Origin of the sequence: Pseudomonas sp. Sample_9 (genome assembly GCF_004307535.1) — a bacterium.
GTDB lineage: Bacteria > Pseudomonadota > Gammaproteobacteria > Pseudomonadales > Pseudomonadaceae > Aquipseudomonas > Aquipseudomonas mercuritolerans.
The window spans coordinates 27,231-45,527 of sequence record NZ_RAZO01000339.1 but is presented as its reverse complement, the minus strand read 5'-3'; the positions used below and the strand labels follow the sequence as shown (position 1 = coordinate 45,527).

17 protein-coding genes are annotated in these 18,297 nt (G+C 61.1%); 15 read left to right on the top strand and 2 right to left on the bottom strand.

Translation table 11 applies throughout. From position 1 onward, the window contains the following. Positions 1 to 182: 182 nt before the first annotated feature. From D6877_RS19560 to D6877_RS19545, 4 genes are read left to right on the top strand one after another with little or no spacing between them, the layout of a single operon-like run. Positions 183 to 653 carry a (2Fe-2S)-binding protein gene (locus D6877_RS19560; RefSeq protein ID WP_016771000.1) on the top strand — a complete coding sequence of 157 codons (471 nt, stop codon included), beginning with the start codon at positions 183 to 185 and terminating at the stop codon, positions 651 to 653. Then, positions 650 to 2,971 carry a xanthine dehydrogenase family protein molybdopterin-binding subunit gene (locus D6877_RS19555; RefSeq protein WP_130911822.1) on the top strand — a complete coding sequence of 774 codons (2,322 nt, stop codon included), beginning with the start codon at positions 650 to 652 and terminating at the stop codon, positions 2,969 to 2,971. Before D6877_RS19560 ends, D6877_RS19555 begins: the two co-directional genes overlap by 4 nt. Then, positions 2,971 to 3,951 carry an XdhC family protein gene (locus D6877_RS19550; RefSeq protein ID WP_130911821.1) on the top strand — a complete coding sequence of 327 codons (981 nt, stop codon included), beginning with the start codon at positions 2,971 to 2,973 and terminating at the stop codon, positions 3,949 to 3,951. The genes D6877_RS19555 and D6877_RS19550 overlap by 1 nt, the downstream gene beginning before the upstream one ends. Continuing rightward, positions 3,948 to 4,544, top strand: a complete 597-nt coding sequence (locus D6877_RS19545; protein ID WP_130911820.1) for a nucleotidyltransferase family protein — start codon at positions 3,948 to 3,950, stop codon at positions 4,542 to 4,544. The genes D6877_RS19550 and D6877_RS19545 overlap by 4 nt, the downstream gene beginning before the upstream one ends. Positions 4,545 to 4,735: 191 nt before the next feature. Here the strand turns inward: D6877_RS19545 and rne are convergent, their stop codons facing one another. Next, positions 4,736 to 8,008, bottom strand: coding sequence for a ribonuclease E (gene rne / locus D6877_RS19540; protein ID WP_130911819.1), 3,273 nt, complete (start codon positions 8,006 to 8,008; stop codon positions 4,736 to 4,738). Positions 8,009 to 8,707: 699 nt separating this feature from the next. On the opposite strand from rne, the gene rluC reads away from it, so the two are divergent. Genes rluC through sppA form a run of 3 tightly spaced genes read left to right on the top strand, consistent with a single transcriptional unit; the run spans position 8,708 to position 11,330 of the window. Further along, positions 8,708 to 9,667: a 23S rRNA pseudouridine(955/2504/2580) synthase RluC gene (gene rluC, locus D6877_RS19530; RefSeq protein ID WP_016770994.1), complete on the top strand. Its 960-nt coding sequence runs from the start codon at positions 8,708 to 8,710 to the stop codon at positions 9,665 to 9,667. After that, positions 9,654 to 10,316, top strand: coding sequence for an HAD-IA family hydrolase (locus D6877_RS19525; RefSeq protein ID WP_016770993.1), 663 nt, complete (start codon positions 9,654 to 9,656; stop codon positions 10,314 to 10,316). Before rluC ends, D6877_RS19525 begins: the two co-directional genes overlap by 14 nt. 24 nt (positions 10,317 to 10,340) lie before the next feature. After that, positions 10,341 to 11,330, top strand: a complete 990-nt coding sequence (gene sppA, locus D6877_RS19520) for a signal peptide peptidase SppA (protein WP_076563808.1) — start codon at positions 10,341 to 10,343, stop codon at positions 11,328 to 11,330. Between the two features lie 120 nt (positions 11,331 to 11,450). Here sppA and D6877_RS19515 read toward each other — a convergent pair whose 3' ends face one another. Further along, entirely contained in the window at positions 11,451 to 12,029 is a 579-nt protein-coding gene (locus D6877_RS19515; RefSeq protein WP_130911818.1) for a nucleoside triphosphate pyrophosphatase, read from the bottom strand. A gap of 105 nt (positions 12,030 to 12,134) precedes the next feature. On the opposite strand from D6877_RS19515, the gene D6877_RS19510 reads away from it, so the two are divergent. From D6877_RS19510 to pabC, 8 genes are all read left to right on the top strand, one after another. Continuing rightward, positions 12,135 to 12,662 (top strand): YceD family protein, encoded by a 528-nt coding sequence (locus D6877_RS19510; protein WP_003204262.1) that lies wholly within the window; start codon positions 12,135 to 12,137, stop codon positions 12,660 to 12,662. Positions 12,663 to 12,675: 13 nt separating this feature from the next. Further along, complete coding sequence (gene rpmF / locus D6877_RS19505) at positions 12,676 to 12,858, top strand: 50S ribosomal protein L32 (RefSeq protein ID WP_003179396.1); 183 nt, start codon at positions 12,676 to 12,678, stop codon at positions 12,856 to 12,858. Between the two features lie 4 nt (positions 12,859 to 12,862). After that, positions 12,863 to 13,873: a phosphate acyltransferase PlsX gene (gene plsX, locus D6877_RS19500; protein ID WP_081932528.1), complete on the top strand. Its 1,011-nt coding sequence runs from the start codon at positions 12,863 to 12,865 to the stop codon at positions 13,871 to 13,873. Between the two features lie 123 nt (positions 13,874 to 13,996). Beyond that, entirely contained in the window at positions 13,997 to 14,935 is a 939-nt protein-coding gene (gene fabD / locus D6877_RS19495; RefSeq protein WP_130911817.1) for an ACP S-malonyltransferase, read from the top strand. Between the two features lie 16 nt (positions 14,936 to 14,951). Then, the gene (fabG, locus tag D6877_RS19490; protein WP_034155354.1) at positions 14,952 to 15,695 is read left to right on the top strand and encodes a 3-oxoacyl-ACP reductase FabG; all 744 of its coding nucleotides are present in this window, start codon (positions 14,952 to 14,954) and stop codon (positions 15,693 to 15,695) included. Between the two features lie 196 nt (positions 15,696 to 15,891). Then, positions 15,892 to 16,128, top strand: coding sequence for an acyl carrier protein (gene acpP, locus D6877_RS19485; protein WP_003175607.1), 237 nt, complete (start codon positions 15,892 to 15,894; stop codon positions 16,126 to 16,128). Positions 16,129 to 16,236: 108 nt separating this feature from the next. After that, on the top strand, positions 16,237 to 17,481 hold the full coding sequence (gene fabF, locus D6877_RS19480) for a beta-ketoacyl-ACP synthase II (RefSeq protein WP_038860467.1): 1,245 nt from the start codon (positions 16,237 to 16,239) through the stop codon (positions 17,479 to 17,481). Beyond that, a complete protein-coding gene (gene pabC / locus D6877_RS19475) occupies positions 17,481 to 18,296 on the top strand; it encodes an aminodeoxychorismate lyase (protein WP_130911816.1) in 816 nt (271 codons plus the stop codon). The genes fabF and pabC overlap by 1 nt, the downstream gene beginning before the upstream one ends. The last annotated feature ends 1 nt before the right edge of the window (position 18,297 follow it).

Sequence of the window (18,297 nt, the reverse complement as noted above, 5' to 3'; positions counted from 1 at the left end):
TGCTGGGTTAACTTAGCGAGCTAACGATACCAACCATTTGCTCCACCCAAAGGCCCGGTGCAGGCGTTCCCGTCGGCGCAAGAGAGCCTGATTAGCCTGAGTCGATCTGCGCGAACCCACCGCTGATTTCCGGCGGCAGATTGCTCGGCCCCATAACCACTAAAAAATATGCGGGCGTGCCCATGATTACCCTGAAACTCAACGGTCAAGACCACTCCCTCGATGTCACCGAAGACATGCCGCTGTTGTGGGCGATTCGTGACGTCGCCGGTTACAACGGCACCAAATTCGGTTGCGGCATGGGCCTGTGCGGCGCCTGCACCATCCATATCGACGGCTTGCCGGCACGCAGTTGCATCACGCCGATCGGCTCGGTAATCGGCCAGAACGTCACCACCATCGACAATCTCCACGCCGACCCGGTAGGCAAGGTCGTGCAGCAAGCCTGGCTCGACAGCGCCGTGGCTCAATGTGGTTATTGCCAGGGCGGGCAGATCATGTCGGCCACCGCTCTGCTGAAAACCAACCCGAACCCGAGCGACGAGCAGATCGAAGAAGCCATGGTCGGCAACATCTGCCGCTGCGGCACCTACAACCGGATCAAAACCGCGATCCGCCAGGCCTCCACCCACCTGAAGGAGGTGAAGGCATGAGCCGTGTCCCGAATGATTTCGCCCTGAGCAACCTCAGCCGCCGTGGTTTTCTCAAAGGCGTCGGTGCCACTGGTGCGCTGGTCCTCGCCGCGAGCTGGGGCTGGCAGGATGCGCTGGCCGATGACGCTGCGAAGAAGTTTGGCGCCGATGGCATGCCCAATGGCTGGATCGACGATCCCAAGGTCTACGTGAGCATTGCTGCCGATGGCAGTGTCACCGTGGTGTGCAACCGTTCGGAAATGGGCCAGGGCGTGCGCACCAGCCTGAGCATGGTAGTGGCCGATGAACTCGAGGCCGATTGGGCTCAGGTCAAAGTGCAGCAGGCGCCGGGTGACGAAGTGCGCTTCGGCAACCAGGACACCGATGGTTCGCGCAGCATGCGTCACTGGTACGAGCCGATGCGTCGTTGCGGCGCCGCCGCGCGGAACATGCTTGAACAGGCGGCCGCTGCGCAGTGGAAAGTGCCGGTTGGCGAATGCCATGCGCAACTGCACAAGGTCATTCACAAACCGTCCGGCCGTGAACTGGGCTACGGCGAACTCGCCGCTGCCGCCAGTGCGCTGGCAGTACCGGCACGTGACAGCCTGCGACTCAAGCAGCCGTCGGAATTTCGCTACATCGGTAAGGAAGGTACCAAGGCCATCGACGGTGCCGATATCGTCAATGGCCGCGCAGTGTACGGCGCCGACGTGCATTTCGACGGCATGCTCTACGCCACTATCGCTCGCCCGGCAGTGTACGGCGGCAAGGTCAAAAGCCTCGATGACAGCGCCGCGCTGAAAGTCCCCGGCGTGCTAAAAGTCATGCAGATCGAAGGTCGGCCGTTGCCGTCGGAGTTCCAGCCACTGGGCGGCGTTGCGGTTGTGGCCAGCAACACCTGGGCGGCGATCAAGGGCCGCGAGGCGCTGAAGATCGAGTGGGATGACGGACCGAATGCCAGTTATGACTCGATTGCCTATCGCAAGGAACTTGAAGCCGCGTCGCTGAAGGCCGGCAAAGTGGTGCGCAACACCGGTGACATCGACAAGGCCTTCAGCGGCGCCGCCAGCACTCTCGAAGCCTCGTATTACCTGCCGCACCTGGCGCAGGCACCGATGGAACCGATGGTTGCTATCGCCCGTTACAAGGACGGCGTCTGCGAAGCCTGGGCGCCGAGTCAGGCACCGCAGGTCACCCGCGAGCGCATCGCCGAGCGCCTGGGTGTGCCGTTCGAAAAGGTCACCTTCAACGTAACGCTGCTGGGCGGTGGTTTCGGGCGCAAGTCCAAACCGGACTTCGTCGTCGAAGCGGCGATTCTCGCCAAGGAATTTCCGGGCAAGGCTGTACGGGTGCAGTGGACCCGCGAAGACGACATCCACAATTCGTATTTCCACACTGTGTCGGCGGAATATCTCAAGGCGGGTATCGACAAGAACGGTATGCCGTCCGGGTGGCTGCATCGCACCGTGGCGCCAAGCATCACCGCGCTGTTTGCGCCGGACATGAACCATGAGGCGGCGTTCGAGCTGGGCATGGGCTTTACCAACATGGCCTACGCGATTCCCAACGTGCGCCTGGAAAACCCCGAAGCCAAGGTACACACGCGGGTCGGCTGGTATCGCTCGGTGTCGAACATTCCCCACGGCTTTGCGATTCAGAGTTTCGTCGACGAACTGGCGCACAAGGCCGGGGAAGATCCGCTCAAGTATCAGATCAAACTGCTCGGCCCGGATCGTCAGATCGATCCACGCACCTTGAGCGAAGAGTGGAACTACGGCGAATCGCCCGAGCGTTATCCGATCGACACCGGACGCATGCGCACGGTGCTGGAAACTGCCGCCAAGGCTGCCGGTTGGGGGCGCAAACTGCCCAAGGGCCGTGGTCTCGGTCTGGCGGTGCATTACAGCTTCGTCACCTATGTCGCGGCAGTGATCGAAGTCGAGGTCAAGGACGACGGTTCGCTGATCGTGCACAAGGCCGACATCGCCGTGGACTGTGGGCCGCAGATCAACCCTGAGCGCATCCGTTCGCAGTTCGAAGGCGCGTGCGTCATGGGCCTGGGCAACGCCGTGCTCGGTGAAATCAGCTTCAAGGACGGCAAGGTCCAGCAGGACAACTTCCATATGTACGAGGTCGCGCGCATGTCGCTGGCGCCCAAGGAAGTCGCTGTGCATCTGGTGACGCCGCCGGGTGAGGTGCCGTTGGGTGGCGTCGGTGAGCCGGGTGTGCCGCCGATTGCCCCGGCGCTGTGCAATGCGATCTTCGCCGCGACCGGCAAGCGCATCCGCAATCTGCCGGTGCGGTATCAGTTGCAAGGCTGGCAGAAGGCGCAAGCGTAATGGATAGCGTCGATCTCAACGTCCTGCGCAGCGTCCTCGAGTGGCGCCGCGCAGGGCAGCGGGTGGTGCTGTTCAGCGTGGTGCAGACCTGGGGCACCGCGCCGCGCTCGCCCGGCGCCATGCTCGCCTTGCGCGAGGACGGCGTGGTGATCGGCTCGGTGTCGGGCGGCTGTGTCGAAGATGACCTGATCGCGCGGCTGCACGACGGCCGCATCGCCACCGATGGTCCGCCAGTGCAGATGATTACCTACGGCGTGACCCGCGAGGAGGCCGCGCGTTTCGGCCTGCCTTGCGGCGGCACCCTGCGCCTGACCGAAGAGCGCGTCGGTGACCCGGCGTGGGTCGCCGAGCTGCTGCAGCGTTGCGAAAACCATGAAATCGTTGCCCGAGAACTGAACATCGAAACCGGCGAGGTGCGACTGGCTCCGGCGAATAAAACCGATTCGCTGGTGTTCGACGGCAAGGTTTTGCGGGCGATTTACGGCCCGCGCTGGCGCTTGTTGCTGATCGGTGCCGGGCAGTTGTCGCGCTACGTCGCCGACATGGCGCGGCTGCTGGATTTCGAAGTGCTGATCTGCGATCCGCGCACCGAGTTCGTTTACGGCTGGGAAGAGCAGCATGGCCGTTTCGTCCCCGGCATGCCGGACGAGGCGGTGTTGAACATCCACACCGACGAGCGCACGGCGATCGTCGCCTTGACTCACGATCCACGCCTGGACGACATGGCCTTGCTCACTGCGCTTGACTCGCCGGCGTTCTACGTCGGCGCGCTCGGTTCGCGAGTCAACAGCCAGAAGCGCCGGGAAAATCTGGCTCAGCTAGGCTTGTCGCAAGCGTCGATTGATCGCCTCCACGGACCGATCGGCTTGCACATCGGCAGTCATTCACCGGCCGAGATTGCCTTGTCGTTGCTGGCGGAAATTGTCGCGATCAAGAACGGTGTGGAGCTGAAACAGAAAAAACCGCTGGAGGGTGCATGAGCCAATCCATCGCAGTGATTGTGCTGGCGGCGGGCGAGGGCAAACGCTTTCGCCAGATCGCCGGCCCCGACAAAGACAAATTGCTCGCTGACTGCACCGGGCGTGACGGCGCCTTGCGCTCGGTGATCGAGCAGGTGCTGGTGAACCTGCCGGCCAGTCTCGACAAGCGCGTGCTGGTCACGACCGAGGCTCGACCGCAGGCGATGCGCATGGCTCAGGCTTACGGCTGCGACGTGGTGTCGATCGAATCGACCGGCATGGGCGACAGCATTGCCGCAGGTGTTGCCGCTTGCCCGGAGGCGGATGGCTGGTTGATTGTGCTCGGCGATATGCCGTTTATCTTGCCTTCGAGTATCGAGCGAGTGGTTGCGGCGATGGCTGATGACGCGGTGAGCGTGCCGGTGCTGGATGGCGAATTTGGCCATCCCGTGGGGTTTGGTCGTTCGTTTGGCGCGCAATTGCAGGCGCTGACCGGCGATCGTGGCGCACGGCCGTTGTTTGCGCAGGGTAGGGTGGTGGAAGTGGCGGTGGATGATCCAGGGGTGTTGTGGGATATCGATGTGCCTGAATCTTTGGTATTTCCTCAGCCCTGAGCCGTGTTGAAATTCCTTGTGGGAGCGAGCCTGCTCGCGAATGCGCTGGTTCAGTTACATGAATAGTGTCTGCCCCAGCGTTTTCGCGAGCAGGCTCGCTCCCACAAAGGTTGCGGATGATGCTGGAATTTCAGGCATAAAAAAGCCCCGCCAGGCTTTCACCAGGCGGGGCTTTTTATCGGCTTCAGGAATTACACGAGTGGTTTAGGCTCGTGCTCTTTTTCCTGGGCCTCTTCGCGCTGTTCAACCGCGTCCTGAACGGAGCGTGGTGCTTCAGCGATCACCGCTTCTACCGATGCTTCTTCCGCGACCGGGGCAGGGGCTGCCTCGGTCACTTCAGCTGCAGGGGCTGGTTCGGCTGCGACTGGAGCCGCAGCAGCAGCCAGTTCGGCTTCCTTCTGCAGACGCTCGGCTTCACGCTTGCGACGACGCACTTCACGCGGATCGTTTGGCGCGCGGCCGTTTGGCGTCAGGGCGCTGACCGGAGCCGGAGCTTCAATCACAGGGGCTGGCGCTTCGACTGCGGCTGGCGCTTCTTCAACCTGAGCTTCGGCAACCGGAGCTTCAACCACTGGTGTCGGCGCTGGCTCTGCTGCTGCAACTACTGGCTCGGAAACCATGGCTTGCGGCACTTCGGCTTCAGCGACTGGTGCTGGTGCTTCGGTGACGGCTGGCTCGGCAACCCAGTTGAACGCAGTCTGCTCTTCGCGAACTTCACGCACGGTTTTGGTCACGTTTTCGCTGACGGTTTCTACCGCTGGCTCAGTGACGGCCGCTGGTGCTTCGACGACAGCTTCCGGTTCGGCAGTTGCTTCAGCCTGAGGTTGAGCTTCGCGGACCGGAGCGACTTCGATTTCCGGTGCAGCAGTCACTTCCACTGGTGTGGTGGCTTCGACAGCCGGCGCTTCGACTGGAGCAGTTTCCAGTGTGGCGGCGGTGGCGCGTTCAGCCTGCTCGTGGGCTTGGGCTTCTGCCGGAGCGCTGATGGTGCTGCTGGCAACAGCGGCGGTGACGGCCAGGCCAGCGGCCAGATCGGCAGTGCTTGGCTCGCCAGCGTTTTCAGCGGACTCGGATTCTTCCGAACCTTCGATCACGTTGCCGTTGGCATCACGTTGCCGCTCGCGACGGTTGCTGCGACGACGCTGGCCACGGGAGCGACGACGTGGACGATCGCCTTCGGCGTTGTCCTGACCGTCTTCCGGCAGTTGCTCTTCGTTGTTGCTGTTCACTTCTTCTTCAGCGACGGCAGCAGCGGCCTGCTCGGCACGCGGTTGACGCTCTTCACGCGGTGGACGCGGAGCGCGTTCTTCGCGTGGCTGACGGGCCGGACGCTCTTCAGCGGTCACGGCAGCAACAGCTGCGGCTGCGGCTGGCGCGGCGTCCAGCGGCTCGCGCAGTTCACGCACGCGTTCTTCACGCTCGCCACGCGGCTTGCGATCTTCACGCGGGGCGCGCGGTGCACGTTCTTCACGCGGGGCACGTGGTGCGCGCTCTTCGCGGGCTACCGGCGCTTCGCTGCGGGTTTCACGCGGCTCGCGGGCTTCACGTGGCTGGCGCTCTTCGCGCGGCTCGCGTGGTGCGCGCTCTTCACGTGGAGCACGTTCTTCGCGCGGCTTGCGTTCTTCATCGCGGCGACCGTTACGGTTGCGGCTCTGCTGACGACCGTTGCGGCGCTCTTCGTTGCGGGCAGGACGCTCGGTGGCAGCCGGTTTCGCAACCGCGACCGGTGCGGCTGGCTCTTCCTTGGTGGCGAACAGGCTGACCAGCGACTTCACCAGGCCCTTGAACAGGCTAGGCTCAGGTGCGGCAACCGGTGCAGGAGCAGGTGCGGCAGGTGCAACTTCAGTCGGCACCGGTGCATTGGCACGGGCCGGCGCAGTTTTCACTGCAGCTTCCTGGCGAACCAGAGTGCGGGTCGCAGCGGCTGGCTGGACTTCTTCGACTTCGGCAGCGGCCGCAGCGATTTCGTAGCTGGACTGGTTGGTCGCGGCTTCCGGGCTGTCGTCACGCAGACGCTGAACTTCAAAGTGCGGCGTCTCGAGGTGATCGTTCGGCAGAATGACGATACGGGCACGGGTGCGCAGTTCGATCTTGGTGATCGAGTTGCGTTTTTCGTTGAGCAGGAACGCAGCGACCGGGATCGGCACTTGCGCGCGAACTTCGGCGGTGCGGTCCTTCAGGGCTTCTTCTTCGATCAGGCGCAGAATGGCCAGCGACAGCGATTCAACGTCACGGATGATGCCGGTGCCGTTGCAACGCGGGCAGACGATGCCGCTGCTTTCGCCCAGCGATGGACGCAGGCGCTGACGGGACATTTCCAGCAGGCCGAAACGCGAGATACGACCGATCTGCACGCGGGCGCGGTCAGCTTCCAGGCATTCGCGGACTTTCTCTTCCACGGCGCGCTGGTTCTTGGCCGGGGTCATGTCGATGAAGTCGATGACGATCAGGCCGCCGATGTCGCGCAGGCGCAACTGACGGGCGATTTCTTCGGCGGCTTCAAGGTTGGTCTGCAGAGCGGTTTCTTCGATGTCGCTGCCTTTGGTGGCGCGCGCCGAGTTGATGTCGATGGACACCAGGGCCTCGGTCGGATCGATGACGATGGAGCCGCCGGAAGGCAGTTCGACGACGCGCTGGAACGCGGTCTCGATCTGGCTTTCGATCTGGAAACGGTTGAACAGCGGCACGCTGTCTTCGTACAGCTTGATCTTGCTGGCGTACTGCGGCATCACCTGGCGAATGAAGGTCAGGGCTTCGTCCTGGGCTTCAACGCTGTCGATCAGCACTTCGCCGATGTCCTGGCGCAGGTAATCGCGGATGGCGCGGATGATCACGTTGCTTTCCTGGTAGATCAGGAATGGCGCGGAGCGATCCAGCGAGGCTTCTTTGATGGCGGTCCACAGTTGCAGCAGGTAGTCGAGGTCCCACTGCATTTCTTCGCTGCTGCGGCCCAGGCCGGCAGTGCGCACGATCAGGCCCATGTCGGCTGGAGCAACCAGGCCGTTCAGCGCTTCACGCAGTTCGTTGCGCTCTTCGCCTTCGATGCGACGGGAGATGCCGCCGGCACGCGGGTTGTTCGGCATCAGTACGAGGTAACGACCGGCCAGGCTGATGAAGGTGGTCAGGGCGGCGCCCTTGTTGCCACGTTCTTCTTTCTCGACCTGAACGATGACTTCCTGGCCTTCGCTCAGGACGTCCTTGATGTTGACGCGGCCTTCGGGGGCTTTCTTGAAGTATTCGCGGGAGATTTCTTTGAGGGGCAGGAAGCCGTGGCGCTCGGAGCCGAAATCGACAAAGGCAGCCTCAAGGCTTGGTTCGATGCGAGTGATGCGGCCTTTATAGATGTTGGCCTTCTTCTGCTCGCGTGCACCGGATTCGATGTCCAGGTCGTAGAGGCGCTGGCCATCTACCAGTGCAACACGCAACTCTTCGGGTTGAGTTGCGTTAATCAGCATTCTTTTCATGTAGTACCGTCGGTTTCCGGGCTGCCGGAAACGGCGTTCGGCACACACGACTTCTCACGGTCGGTGTCAGGTGCGTCGGGAGTGGTTGGCCATTCCCGTGTCCAGCGATGTGCGGCCAATTGGGCCGATACCGCGACGTACGCGTCCTGCTTGCTGTGGCTACTTAAGCACTCAGTCAGGAGGAGGAATCAACCAGCGGCTGTGGACGAGATGAAGCGTCTTGATCAAAGCTTGTTGCTACACAGTCCGGCGGTTGTGCATCTCCACCCTACACGTATCCCTGATAATTCGGGTGCTGCCGCGCGCAGAATCCGCAGCGGGTTGGCATTTACCGTGAGCTCCGAAAGGGGAAGTCACGCATCATGGCTAATTCAGGCGATGTTTCCGAAGCAATCGCTCGGGGTCATTCGCAGTCGACTGCACTTTGTGAACTGGCCTTGAATGTTGCCTGCCGGGCGAGTCAGAACTCTGCACGGCGGTGTAATTCAGGCCTCATGTCACCTGCGCTCGTTACAACCGCAAACTCCACCGTTACGTAGCGAAAGCCCCGTAGGACGGCCTCGCGCCCTGGTGAATTGCGTTGGTCAGGGCCGGTCTTTGACCGTGGTTCCGCTGTCCAGGCCGCTTTTGGCGGCGTTCGCGACTATAGCAGCAATGATTAAGTGCTTCAATTCCATAAAAATTGTTATCATCCGCGGCATGACAACTACTGCCCCTTCGACTCCAGGCGTTCAACTGCTTGAAGTCTCGCCGGAGTATGCCGGCCAACGAATCGACAACTTTCTCCTCGCCCGGCTCAAAGGCGTGCCCAAGACCTTGATTTACCGCATTTTGCGCAAAGGCGAAGTGCGTGTGAACAAGGGGCGGATCAAGCCCGAATACAAGCTGCAGGCCGGCGATATCGTACGCGTGCCGCCGGTTCGCGTGCCTGAGCGCGACGAACCGGTGCCGCTGGCCCAGGGGCTGTTGCAGCGCCTGGAAGCCTCGATCGTCTTCGAAGACAAAGCCCTGATCGTGATCAACAAGCCCGCCGGCATTGCGGTACATGGCGGCAGCGGGCTGAATTTCGGCGTGATCGAAGCCTTTCGTCAGTTGCGTCCCGACGCCAAGGAGCTGGAGCTGGTTCACCGTCTCGACCGTGACACCTCCGGCCTGCTGATGATCGCCAAGAAGCGCAGCATGTTGCGCCACCTGCACGAGCAGTTGCGCGGCGATGGCGTCGACAAGCGCTACATGGCGCTGGTCCGTGGCAACTGGGCAACCTCGATCAAGCAGGTTCGCGCACCTTTGCTCAAGAGCAACCTGCGCTCCGGCGAGCGGATGGTCGAAGTCAATGACGAGGGCAAAGAAGCCCTGACGCTGTTCAAGGTGCTGCGCCGCTTCGGTGATTTTGCCACCATGGTCGAGGCGAAACCGGTTACCGGTCGTACCCACCAGATTCGCGTGCACACCTTGCATGCTGGCCATTGCATTGCCGGTGACAGCAAATATGGCGACGAGGATTTCACCAAGGAAATCCGCGATCTGGGTGGCAAGCGCTTGTTCCTGCACGCCTACATGCTGACCGTGCCGCTACCCGACGGCGGCAAGCTGAATCTGCAAGCGCCCGTCGATGAAATGTGGGCCAAGACCGTGGAGCGATTGAGTGCGCCCATCTGATTACAAACTGCTGATTTTCGACTGGGACGGCACTCTCGCCGATTCCATCCATCGGATCGTCGAGGCCATGCACTCGGCGTCCGGGCGTTCCGGTTTCGAGCTGCGCGATGACTTCGCCGTCAAAGGCATTATCGGTCTCGGCTTGCCGGAAGCGATTCGTACGCTGTATCCGGAAATCAGCGATGCAGAAATGCTCGCGTTTCGCGAGTACTACGCCGATCACTACATCGCTGCCGAAGCCGTGCCTTCGCCGCTGTTCGAGGGCGTGGTCGAGTCGATGGCATCGTTTCGTGAGCAGGGTTATCACCTGGCGGTAGCGACGGGCAAGAATCGTCGCGGACTGGATCGGGTGCTCAAGGCCAATGGCTGGGAAGATTATTTCGATATCACCCGCGCCGCCGATGAAACTGCCAGCAAGCCGCACCCTCTGATGCTTGAGCAGATCGTCAGCCACTGTGGCGTACGCCCGGAGCAGGCGTTGATGGTCGGTGATTCGTCGTTCGATCTGCTGATGGCGCGCAACGCGGGGATGGATTCGGTGGCGGTCAGTTATGGCGCGCAATCGATCGAGTCCCTGCAACAGTTCGAGCCGCGCCTGTCGATCGACCGTTTTTCTGAATTGCACGCCTGGCTGGGTCAGCGGGCTTAATACGTTTTTGCTGGGGTAGATGGCATGACCGACGAATGGAAAGCACCGGCCAAGGCAAGTGCCGACGACGGTGACGCGAAAAGCTGGAAGCTGTTGGAAAAGACTTTGCTGGCCGGCGTGCAGGAACAACGCCGTTCGCGGCGCTGGGGGATTTTCTTCAAGCTGCTGACGTTTGTTTATCTGTTTGTTGCGCTGCTGCTGTTCACGCCGCTGATGGACATGGAAAAAAGCGCCACCCGCGGTCCGAACTACACGGCGTTGATCGAGATCGACGGCGTGATCGCCGACAAGGAACCGGCCAGCGCCGACAATATCGTTGGCAGCCTGCGTGCGGCGTTCGAAGACAAAAAGGTCAAGGGCGTAGTCCTGCGCATCAACAGCCCGGGCGGCAGTCCGGTGCAGTCCGGTTATGTCTATGACGAGATCAAGCGCCTGCGTGCGCTGCATCCGGAGATCAAGCTCTACGCGGTGATTTCCGATCTTGGTGCTTCGGGCGCCTATTACATCGCCAGCGCGGCGGATCAGATCTACGCCGACAAGGCCAGTCTGGTTGGCTCGATCGGCGTGACGGCGGCGGGTTACGGTTTCGTCGGCACCATGGAAAAACTCGGCGTTGAGCGCCGCACCTACACCTCGGGCGAGCACAAGGCATTCCTGGATCCGTTCCAGCCGCAAAAGCCTGAAGAAACCGCATTCTGGCAAAGCGTGCTCGACACCACGCACAAGCAGTTCATCAACAGCGTCAAGCAGGGGCGTGGTGATCGCCTGAAGGACAAAGAGCATCCGGAGCTGTTTTCCGGGCTGGTCTGGTCGGGTGAGCAGGCGCTGCCGCTGGGCCTGATCGATGGCTTGGGCAGTGCCAGTTCGGTGGCGCGTGATGTGATTGGCGAGAAGGAGCTGGTGGACTTCACCGTGCAGGAATCGCCGTTCGATCGTTTCTCGAAAAAGCTCGGCGCCAGCGTGGCCGAGCAGTTGGCGATGTGGATGGGTTTCCACGGGCCTTCGTTGCGGTAAATTGCCGGTAGATCAAAAGATCGCAGCCTGCGGCAGCTCCTACAGGATTAATGTTCGCCCGCTTTTTTTTGCGGTGACGCCGATTCTGTAGGAGCTGCCGAAGGCTGCGATCTTTTGCTTTTAAGGGATTTGCACACCTTCGGTCAGCAACATATCGATCAGGCGAATCAGCGGCAGGCCGACCAAGCTGGTGGCGTCCGGACCTTCGGTCGATTGAAACAGGCTCACGCCCAGTCCTTCGGCCTTGAAGCTGCCGGCGCAGTCGTACGGCTGCTCGATGCGCAGGTAGCGTTCGATGCGCGCCTGATCCAGCTGACGCATGTGCACGGTAAACGGCACGCAGTCGACCTGGCATTGCCCGGTCTGGCTGTTGAGCAGTGCCAGGCCGGTCAGGAAGGTCACGCTCGCGCCGCTGGCCGCCATCAATTGCTCGCGAGCCTTTTCGAAGGTGTGCGGCTTGCCGATGATCTGTTCGCCGAGGACGGCGACCTGATCCGAACCAATGATCAGATGAACAGGGTGGCTGTCCGCCAGGGCGCGGGCTTTTTCCTCGGCGAGGCGTTTGACCAGATCGATCGCGGACTCGCCCGGGCGGTGGCTTTCGTCGATGTCCGGCGAGCTGCAGACGAACGGCAGGTGCAGGCGGGCGAGCAATTCACGGCGATAAGTCGAGCTTGAAGCGAGTAATAAAGGCAGCATGGACGTCTCCTGAGGCAGGTGCGGATTCTAGCGGAGGCGCGCAAGTGACGGACAGGGCACAATTTCCTTTGACATGGGTGGGTGCATCCCTATAATGCTGCGCCTATGTTGAATGACCCGATTCCACCTCACGTTGACCCGCGCAAATTGGCTGACCGTGGCACCACCCTTCAAGGTGAACTGCTGCTGGCCGATTTGAAGAGACTCTGCGACCCGCTTTCCGACGATGTCGGTACGGTGCAGGCCAAATTCGTTTTTGAACGAGATGAACGTAAGTCTGTGGTCATCCACAGCTTTATCGACACCGAAGTCAAAATGGTTTGCCAGCGTTGTCTTGAGCTGGTCACCCTGCCGATCCACAGCGAATGCAGTTACGCGGTGGTGAAGGAGGGTGCGAATACCCAGTCGTTGCCGAAAGGTTATGACGTGCTGGAACTGGGCGAAGATCCATTGGATCTGCAGTCACTGATCGAGGAGGAGCTTCTGCTCGCCTTGCCCATTGTGCCTGCTCATCATCCGGAAGAATGCCAGCAGCCGGCGGGAGCAGATGAGCCCGAACCGAGCGAGGACGAGGTAACGCGGTCCAACCCGTTCAGTGTATTGGCGCAGTTAAAGCGTGACCCAAACGTTTAGGAGTTAATCAATTATGGCTGTTCAGCAGAACAAAAAATCCCGCTCTGCCCGTGACATGCGCCGTTCGCACGACGCTCTCGAGGCTAGCACCCTGTCTGTAGAAAAAACCACTGGTGAAGTTCACCTGCGTCACCACGTATCGCCAGAAGGCGTATACCGTGGCCGTAAAGTGATCGACAAGGGCGCTGACGAGTAATCACTTGTCTGCTCAAGTCATCGCGATTGACGCAATGGGCGGGGACTTCGGTCCCCGCAGCATTGTTCAGGCCAGTCTCGCTTGCCTGTCTGCTACCCCCTCGCTGCACCTGACCCTCGTCGGTCAACCCTCCCTTCTTGAAGAACTGATCCACGGCCAGTCGGCTGCCGATCGCGCGCGCCTGACGATTGTTGCGGCCAGCGAAGTCATCACCATGGACGAAAAACCTGCCCAGGCCCTGCGTGGCAAGCCGGATTCGTCGATGCGTGTGGCCCTCGAACTGCTGCGCGATGGCAAGGTGCAGGCCTGTGTCAGTGCCGGCAATACCGGCGCGTTGATGGCCTTGTCGCGATTCGTCCTGAAGACATTGCCCGGCATTGATCGTCCGGCCATGGTCGCGGCGATTCCGACGCAGACCGGTTATTGCCAGTTGCTCGATCTGGGCGCCAACGTCGATTGCAGTGCCGAGCACCTGTTGCAGTTCGCGGTGATGGGTTCGGTGGCCGCGCAGACCCTGGGTATCGCCCGTCCGCGTGTGGCACTGCTGAACATCGGCACCGAAGACATCAAGGGCAATCAGCAGGTCAAACTGGCCGCCACGCTGTTGCAGGCTGCGCGTGGGATCAACTACATCGGGTTTATCGAAGGCGACGGCTTGTATCGCGGTGAGGCCGACGTGGTGGTGTGTGACGGCTTCGTCGGCAACATCCTGCTCAAATCCAGCGAAGGTCTGGCGACGATGATTGCGGCGCGCATCGAGGCGTTGTTCAAGAAAAACTTCGCTTCGCGCGCTGTCGGCGCTCTTGCGTTGCCGTTGATGAAACGTCTGCAGGCTGATCTGGCCCCGGCGCGACATAATGGCGCAAGCTTTCTCGGACTGCAGGGCATCGTCGTGAAAAGCCACGGATCGGCCGGGGTGCAGGGCTTTCAGAGTGCCATTCAACGGGCGTTGATCGAGATTCAGGAGAACCTGCCCGAGCGTCTCCACGGTCGTCTGGAGGAGCTGTTGTCTTAGGCGTTTTCGTCGGACAATGCTTAAATGTGACCGCCCGGTTCAAAGGGCCATCCAAACTGTCAGTTTCTGGCGTCCCCAACGGGGCGTTATTTTCCGACGACAAGATCATTAGGGGCTTGTTACATGTCTGCTTCCCTCGCATTCGTCTTTCCAGGACAGGGTTCGCAGTCCCTCGGCATGCTGGCCGAGCTGGGCGCGCAACATCCGCTGATCCTCGAAACCTTTCAAGAAGCCTCTGCTGCGCTGGGCTACGATCTGTGGGCACTGACCCAGCAGGGCCCGGAAGAGCTGCTCAATCAAACCGACAAAACCCAACCGGCCATTCTGACCGCTTCGATCGCCCTGTGGCGTCTGTGGCTGGCAGATGGCGGCGCGCGTCCGGCGTTTGTCGCCGGCCACAGCCTGGGTGAATACAGCGCGCTGGTTGCTGCCGGCAGCCTGAGCCTGGCTGACGCGGTCAAGCTCGTCGAGCGCCGTGGTCAGTTGATGCAGGAAGCGGTGCCGGCCGGGCAGGGCGGCATGGCCGCGATCCTCGGCCTGGAAGATGCCGACGTGCTGGCTGCCTGCGCCGAAGCGGCGCAAGGCGAAGTCGTCAGCGCAGTGAATTTCAACTCGCCGGGCCAGGTGGTGATCGCCGGCGCCAAGGCGGCTGTCGAGCGCGCCATAGAAGGCTGCAAGGCCCGTGGCGCCAAACGCGCCATGCCGTTGCCGGTGAGCGTGCCGTCGCACTGCGAACTGATGCGTCCGGCTGCCGAGCGCTTCGCCGAATCCATCGCCGCCATCGACTGGCAGGCGCCGCAGATCCCGGTGGTGCAGAACGTCAGCGCGCAAGTGCCGGCCGATCTGGAAACCCTCAAGCGTGATCTGCTCGAACAACTCTACAAGCCGGTGCGCTGGGTTGAATCGGTGCAGACCCTCGCCGCTAAGGGCGCCACCAATCTGGTCGAATGTGGCCCGGGCAAGGTCCTTGCCGGCCTGAACAAGCGTTGCGCCGAAGGCGTTTCGACTTCCAACCTCAATACCCCAGATGCCTTCGCTGCCGCTCGCGCAGCGCAGGCCTGAATCAGGAGAAACTTGCATGAGTCTGCAAGGTAAAGTTGCACTGGTTACCGGTGCAAGCCGCGGCATCGGCCAGGCCATCGCGCTGGAACTGGGTCGTCAGGGCGCCATCGTGATTGGCACCGCGACCTCCGCGTCGGGCGCCGAGCGGATTGCCGCGACCCTGAAGGAAAACGGTATCCAGGGCGCCGGTTTCGAGCTCAATGTCACCAGCGACGAATCGGTCAGTGCCGTGCTGGCAGGCATTCAGGAGCAGTTCGGTGCGCCGGTGGCGATTCTGGTCAATAATGCCGGTATCACCCGCGATAACCTGATGATGCGCATGAAAGACGACGAATGGTACGACGTGATCGATACCAATCTGAACAGTCTGTATCGCCTGTCCAAGGGCGTTTTGCGTGGCATGACCAAGGCGCGTTGGGGTCGAATTATCAGTATTGGTTCGGTGGTGGGTGCCATGGGCAACGCCGGCCAAGTAAACTATGCAGCCGCCAAGGCCGGTCTGGAAGGTTTCAGCCGGGCGATGGCGCGTGAAGTCGGTTCGCGTTCGATTACGGTCAACTCGGTAACCCCTGGGTTCATCGACACCGATATGACCCGCGAGCTGCCTGAAGCACAGCGTGAAGCCTTGCAGACGCAGATTCCGCTGGGTCGTCTGGGGCAAGCTCAAGAGATCGCGTCCGTGGTCGCTTTTCTTGCATCCGACGGTGCGGCATACGTTACCGGGGCTACAATCCCGGTGAACGGTGGGATGTACATGTAAGTAAAATGTGACGGATTGCTTCAAAAAAATGTCATACGAGCTGTCTAAAATCCGTTATAAAGCTGCAATCTATTTATAGGCAGAGGGTCGCAGGGTTTGAGGAGTGAAGCTTTCAGTTGAAAAACTGAAAAGGCTTTCTATACACTTACCCACCGGCCAGCTGCCTGAATTTGTCCATTAGGAGTGAAAACAAGGTATGAGCACCATCGAAGAGCGCGTCAAGAAAATCGTTGCCGAGCAACTGGGTGTTAAGGAAGAAGAAGTGGTCAACACCGCTTCCTTCGTAGAAGACCTGGGTGCCGACTCCCTTGACACCGTTGAGCTGGTGATGGCTCTGGAAGAGGAATTCGAGACCGAAATCCCTGACGAAGAAGCTGAAAAGATCACTACTGTACAAGCTGCAATCGACTACGTTACCAGCCACCAGGCGTAACAGTTTGTAATCGTTGCTTGCTGTCATGGAAAAACCGCACTGCCATCATGGCGTGCGGTTTTTTCTTTAGGCCTGATGCAAAGTCGTCATTTGAAAAAGGAGAGTGCTGTGTCGCGTAGACGCGTCGTAGTCACCGGTATGGGTATGTTGTCGCCACTGGGCACGGATGTGCCGAGCAGTTGGCAGGGCATTCTGGCTGGCCGCAGTGGCATTGGTCTGATCGAACACACCGACCTTTCTGCCTATTCGACCCGCTTTGGCGGTTCGGTCAAAGGCTTCAATGTCGAGGAATACCTGTCGGTCAAGGAAGCGCGCAAGCTCGACCTGTTCATTCAGTACGGCCTCGCCGCAGGCTTTCAAGCCGTGCGCAACGCCGGTCTGGAAGTCACTGATGCCAACCGTGAACGCATTGGCGTGGCCATGGGTTCGGGTATCGGCGGTCTGACCAACATCGAAGAGACCAGCCGCACCCTGCACGAGACCGGCCCACGGCGGATCTCGCCGTTCTTTGTGCCTGGCTCGATCATCAATATGATTTCCGGTTTCCTGTCGATCCATCTGGGCGCACAGGGACCCAACTACGCCATCGCCACCGCGTGCACCACCGGTACGCACTGCATCGGCATGGCGGCGCGCAACATCATGTACGACGAAGCCGACGTGATGATTGCCGGCGGTGCGGAAATGGCTGCCTGCGGTCTGGGCATGGGCGGCTTCGGCGCGTCCCGTGCGCTGTCGACCCGCAACGACGAGCCGACCCGCGCCAGCCGTCCGTGGGACAAGGGGCGTGACGGATTTGTCCTGTCCGACGGCGCCGGTGCGCTGGTCCTCGAAGAACTCGAACACGCCAAGGCCCGTGGCGCGACGATCTACGCCGAGCTGATCGGTTTCGGCACAAGTGGCGATGCGTTCCACATGACCTCACCACCCGCCGATGGCGCCGGTGCCGCGCGCTGCATCACCAATGCCCTGCGCGATGCGAAAATCAACGTCGACCAAGTGCAGTACATCAACGCCCACGGCACCTCGACCCCGGCCGGCGACCTTGCCGAAGCCAATGCGATCAAGTCGGTGTTCGGCGATCACGCCTACAAGCTGGCGGTCAGCTCGACCAAGTCGATGACCGGCCACCTGTTGGGTGCGGCGGGCGCGGTCGAGGCGATCTTCAGCGTGCTGGCGATCAACAGCCAGGTGGCGCCGCCGACCATCAACCTCGATGAGCCGGACGAAGGCTGCGATCTCGATTTCGTCGCGCACACCGCGCGTAACATGGACATCGATGTCGTGCTGTCCAACTCCTTCGGTTTTGGCGGCACCAACGGCACGCTGGCGTTCCGCCGGTTCGCCGGCTGATGGACAGCTGGGTCGACGGTCAACCGGCTGACGCGCTGTCGCTGAAAGATCGCGGCCTGGCTTACGGCGATGGTCTGTTCGAGACCATTGCCGTGCGCAGTGGACAGCCGGTCCTGCTGGATCGACACCTGACGCGCCTGGCCGATGGCTGCGCGCGTCTGGCCATTGCGACCGATCTCGAGCTGGTTCGCCATGAGCTGCTCAGCTATGCCGCTGCGATGGGCGAGGGTGTGCTCAAGCTCATCCTCACGCGTGGCGACGGCTTGCGTGGTTATGCGCCCGATCCTGCGGCGCAGGGCCGACGCATTCTGCAAGGCAATCCGCCGGCGGCTTATCCCGCTACCCATGCCGAGCACGGCATCCGCCTGTTTCCCTGCAACACCCGTTTATCTACGCAGCCGTTGTTGGCCGGGCTCAAACATCTGAATCGACTGGAGCAGGTACTCGCCCGCGCCGAATGGCAGGACAGCGAGCATGCCGAAGGCTTGATGCTCGATCAGACCGGGCGCGTCGTCGAAGGTGTGTACAGCAATATTTTCCTGGTGCGCGACGGTGGCTTGATCACGCCCGACTTGAAGCGCTGCGGCGTCGCTGGGGTGATGCGCGCGGAAATATTGTTTCAGGCCGAGTCACTGGCCATCCCCACGCAAATCGCCGATATCAGCCTCGAACAGCTGCAATGGGCTGATGAAGTGTTTGTCTGCAACAGCGTTTATGGCGTCTGGCCGGTACGCGCCTGTGCTGCACTGAGCTGGCCGGTTGGCCCGCTCACCCGTAAACTGCAAACCATTGCCCGCGCGCTACTGGATGCTTGAT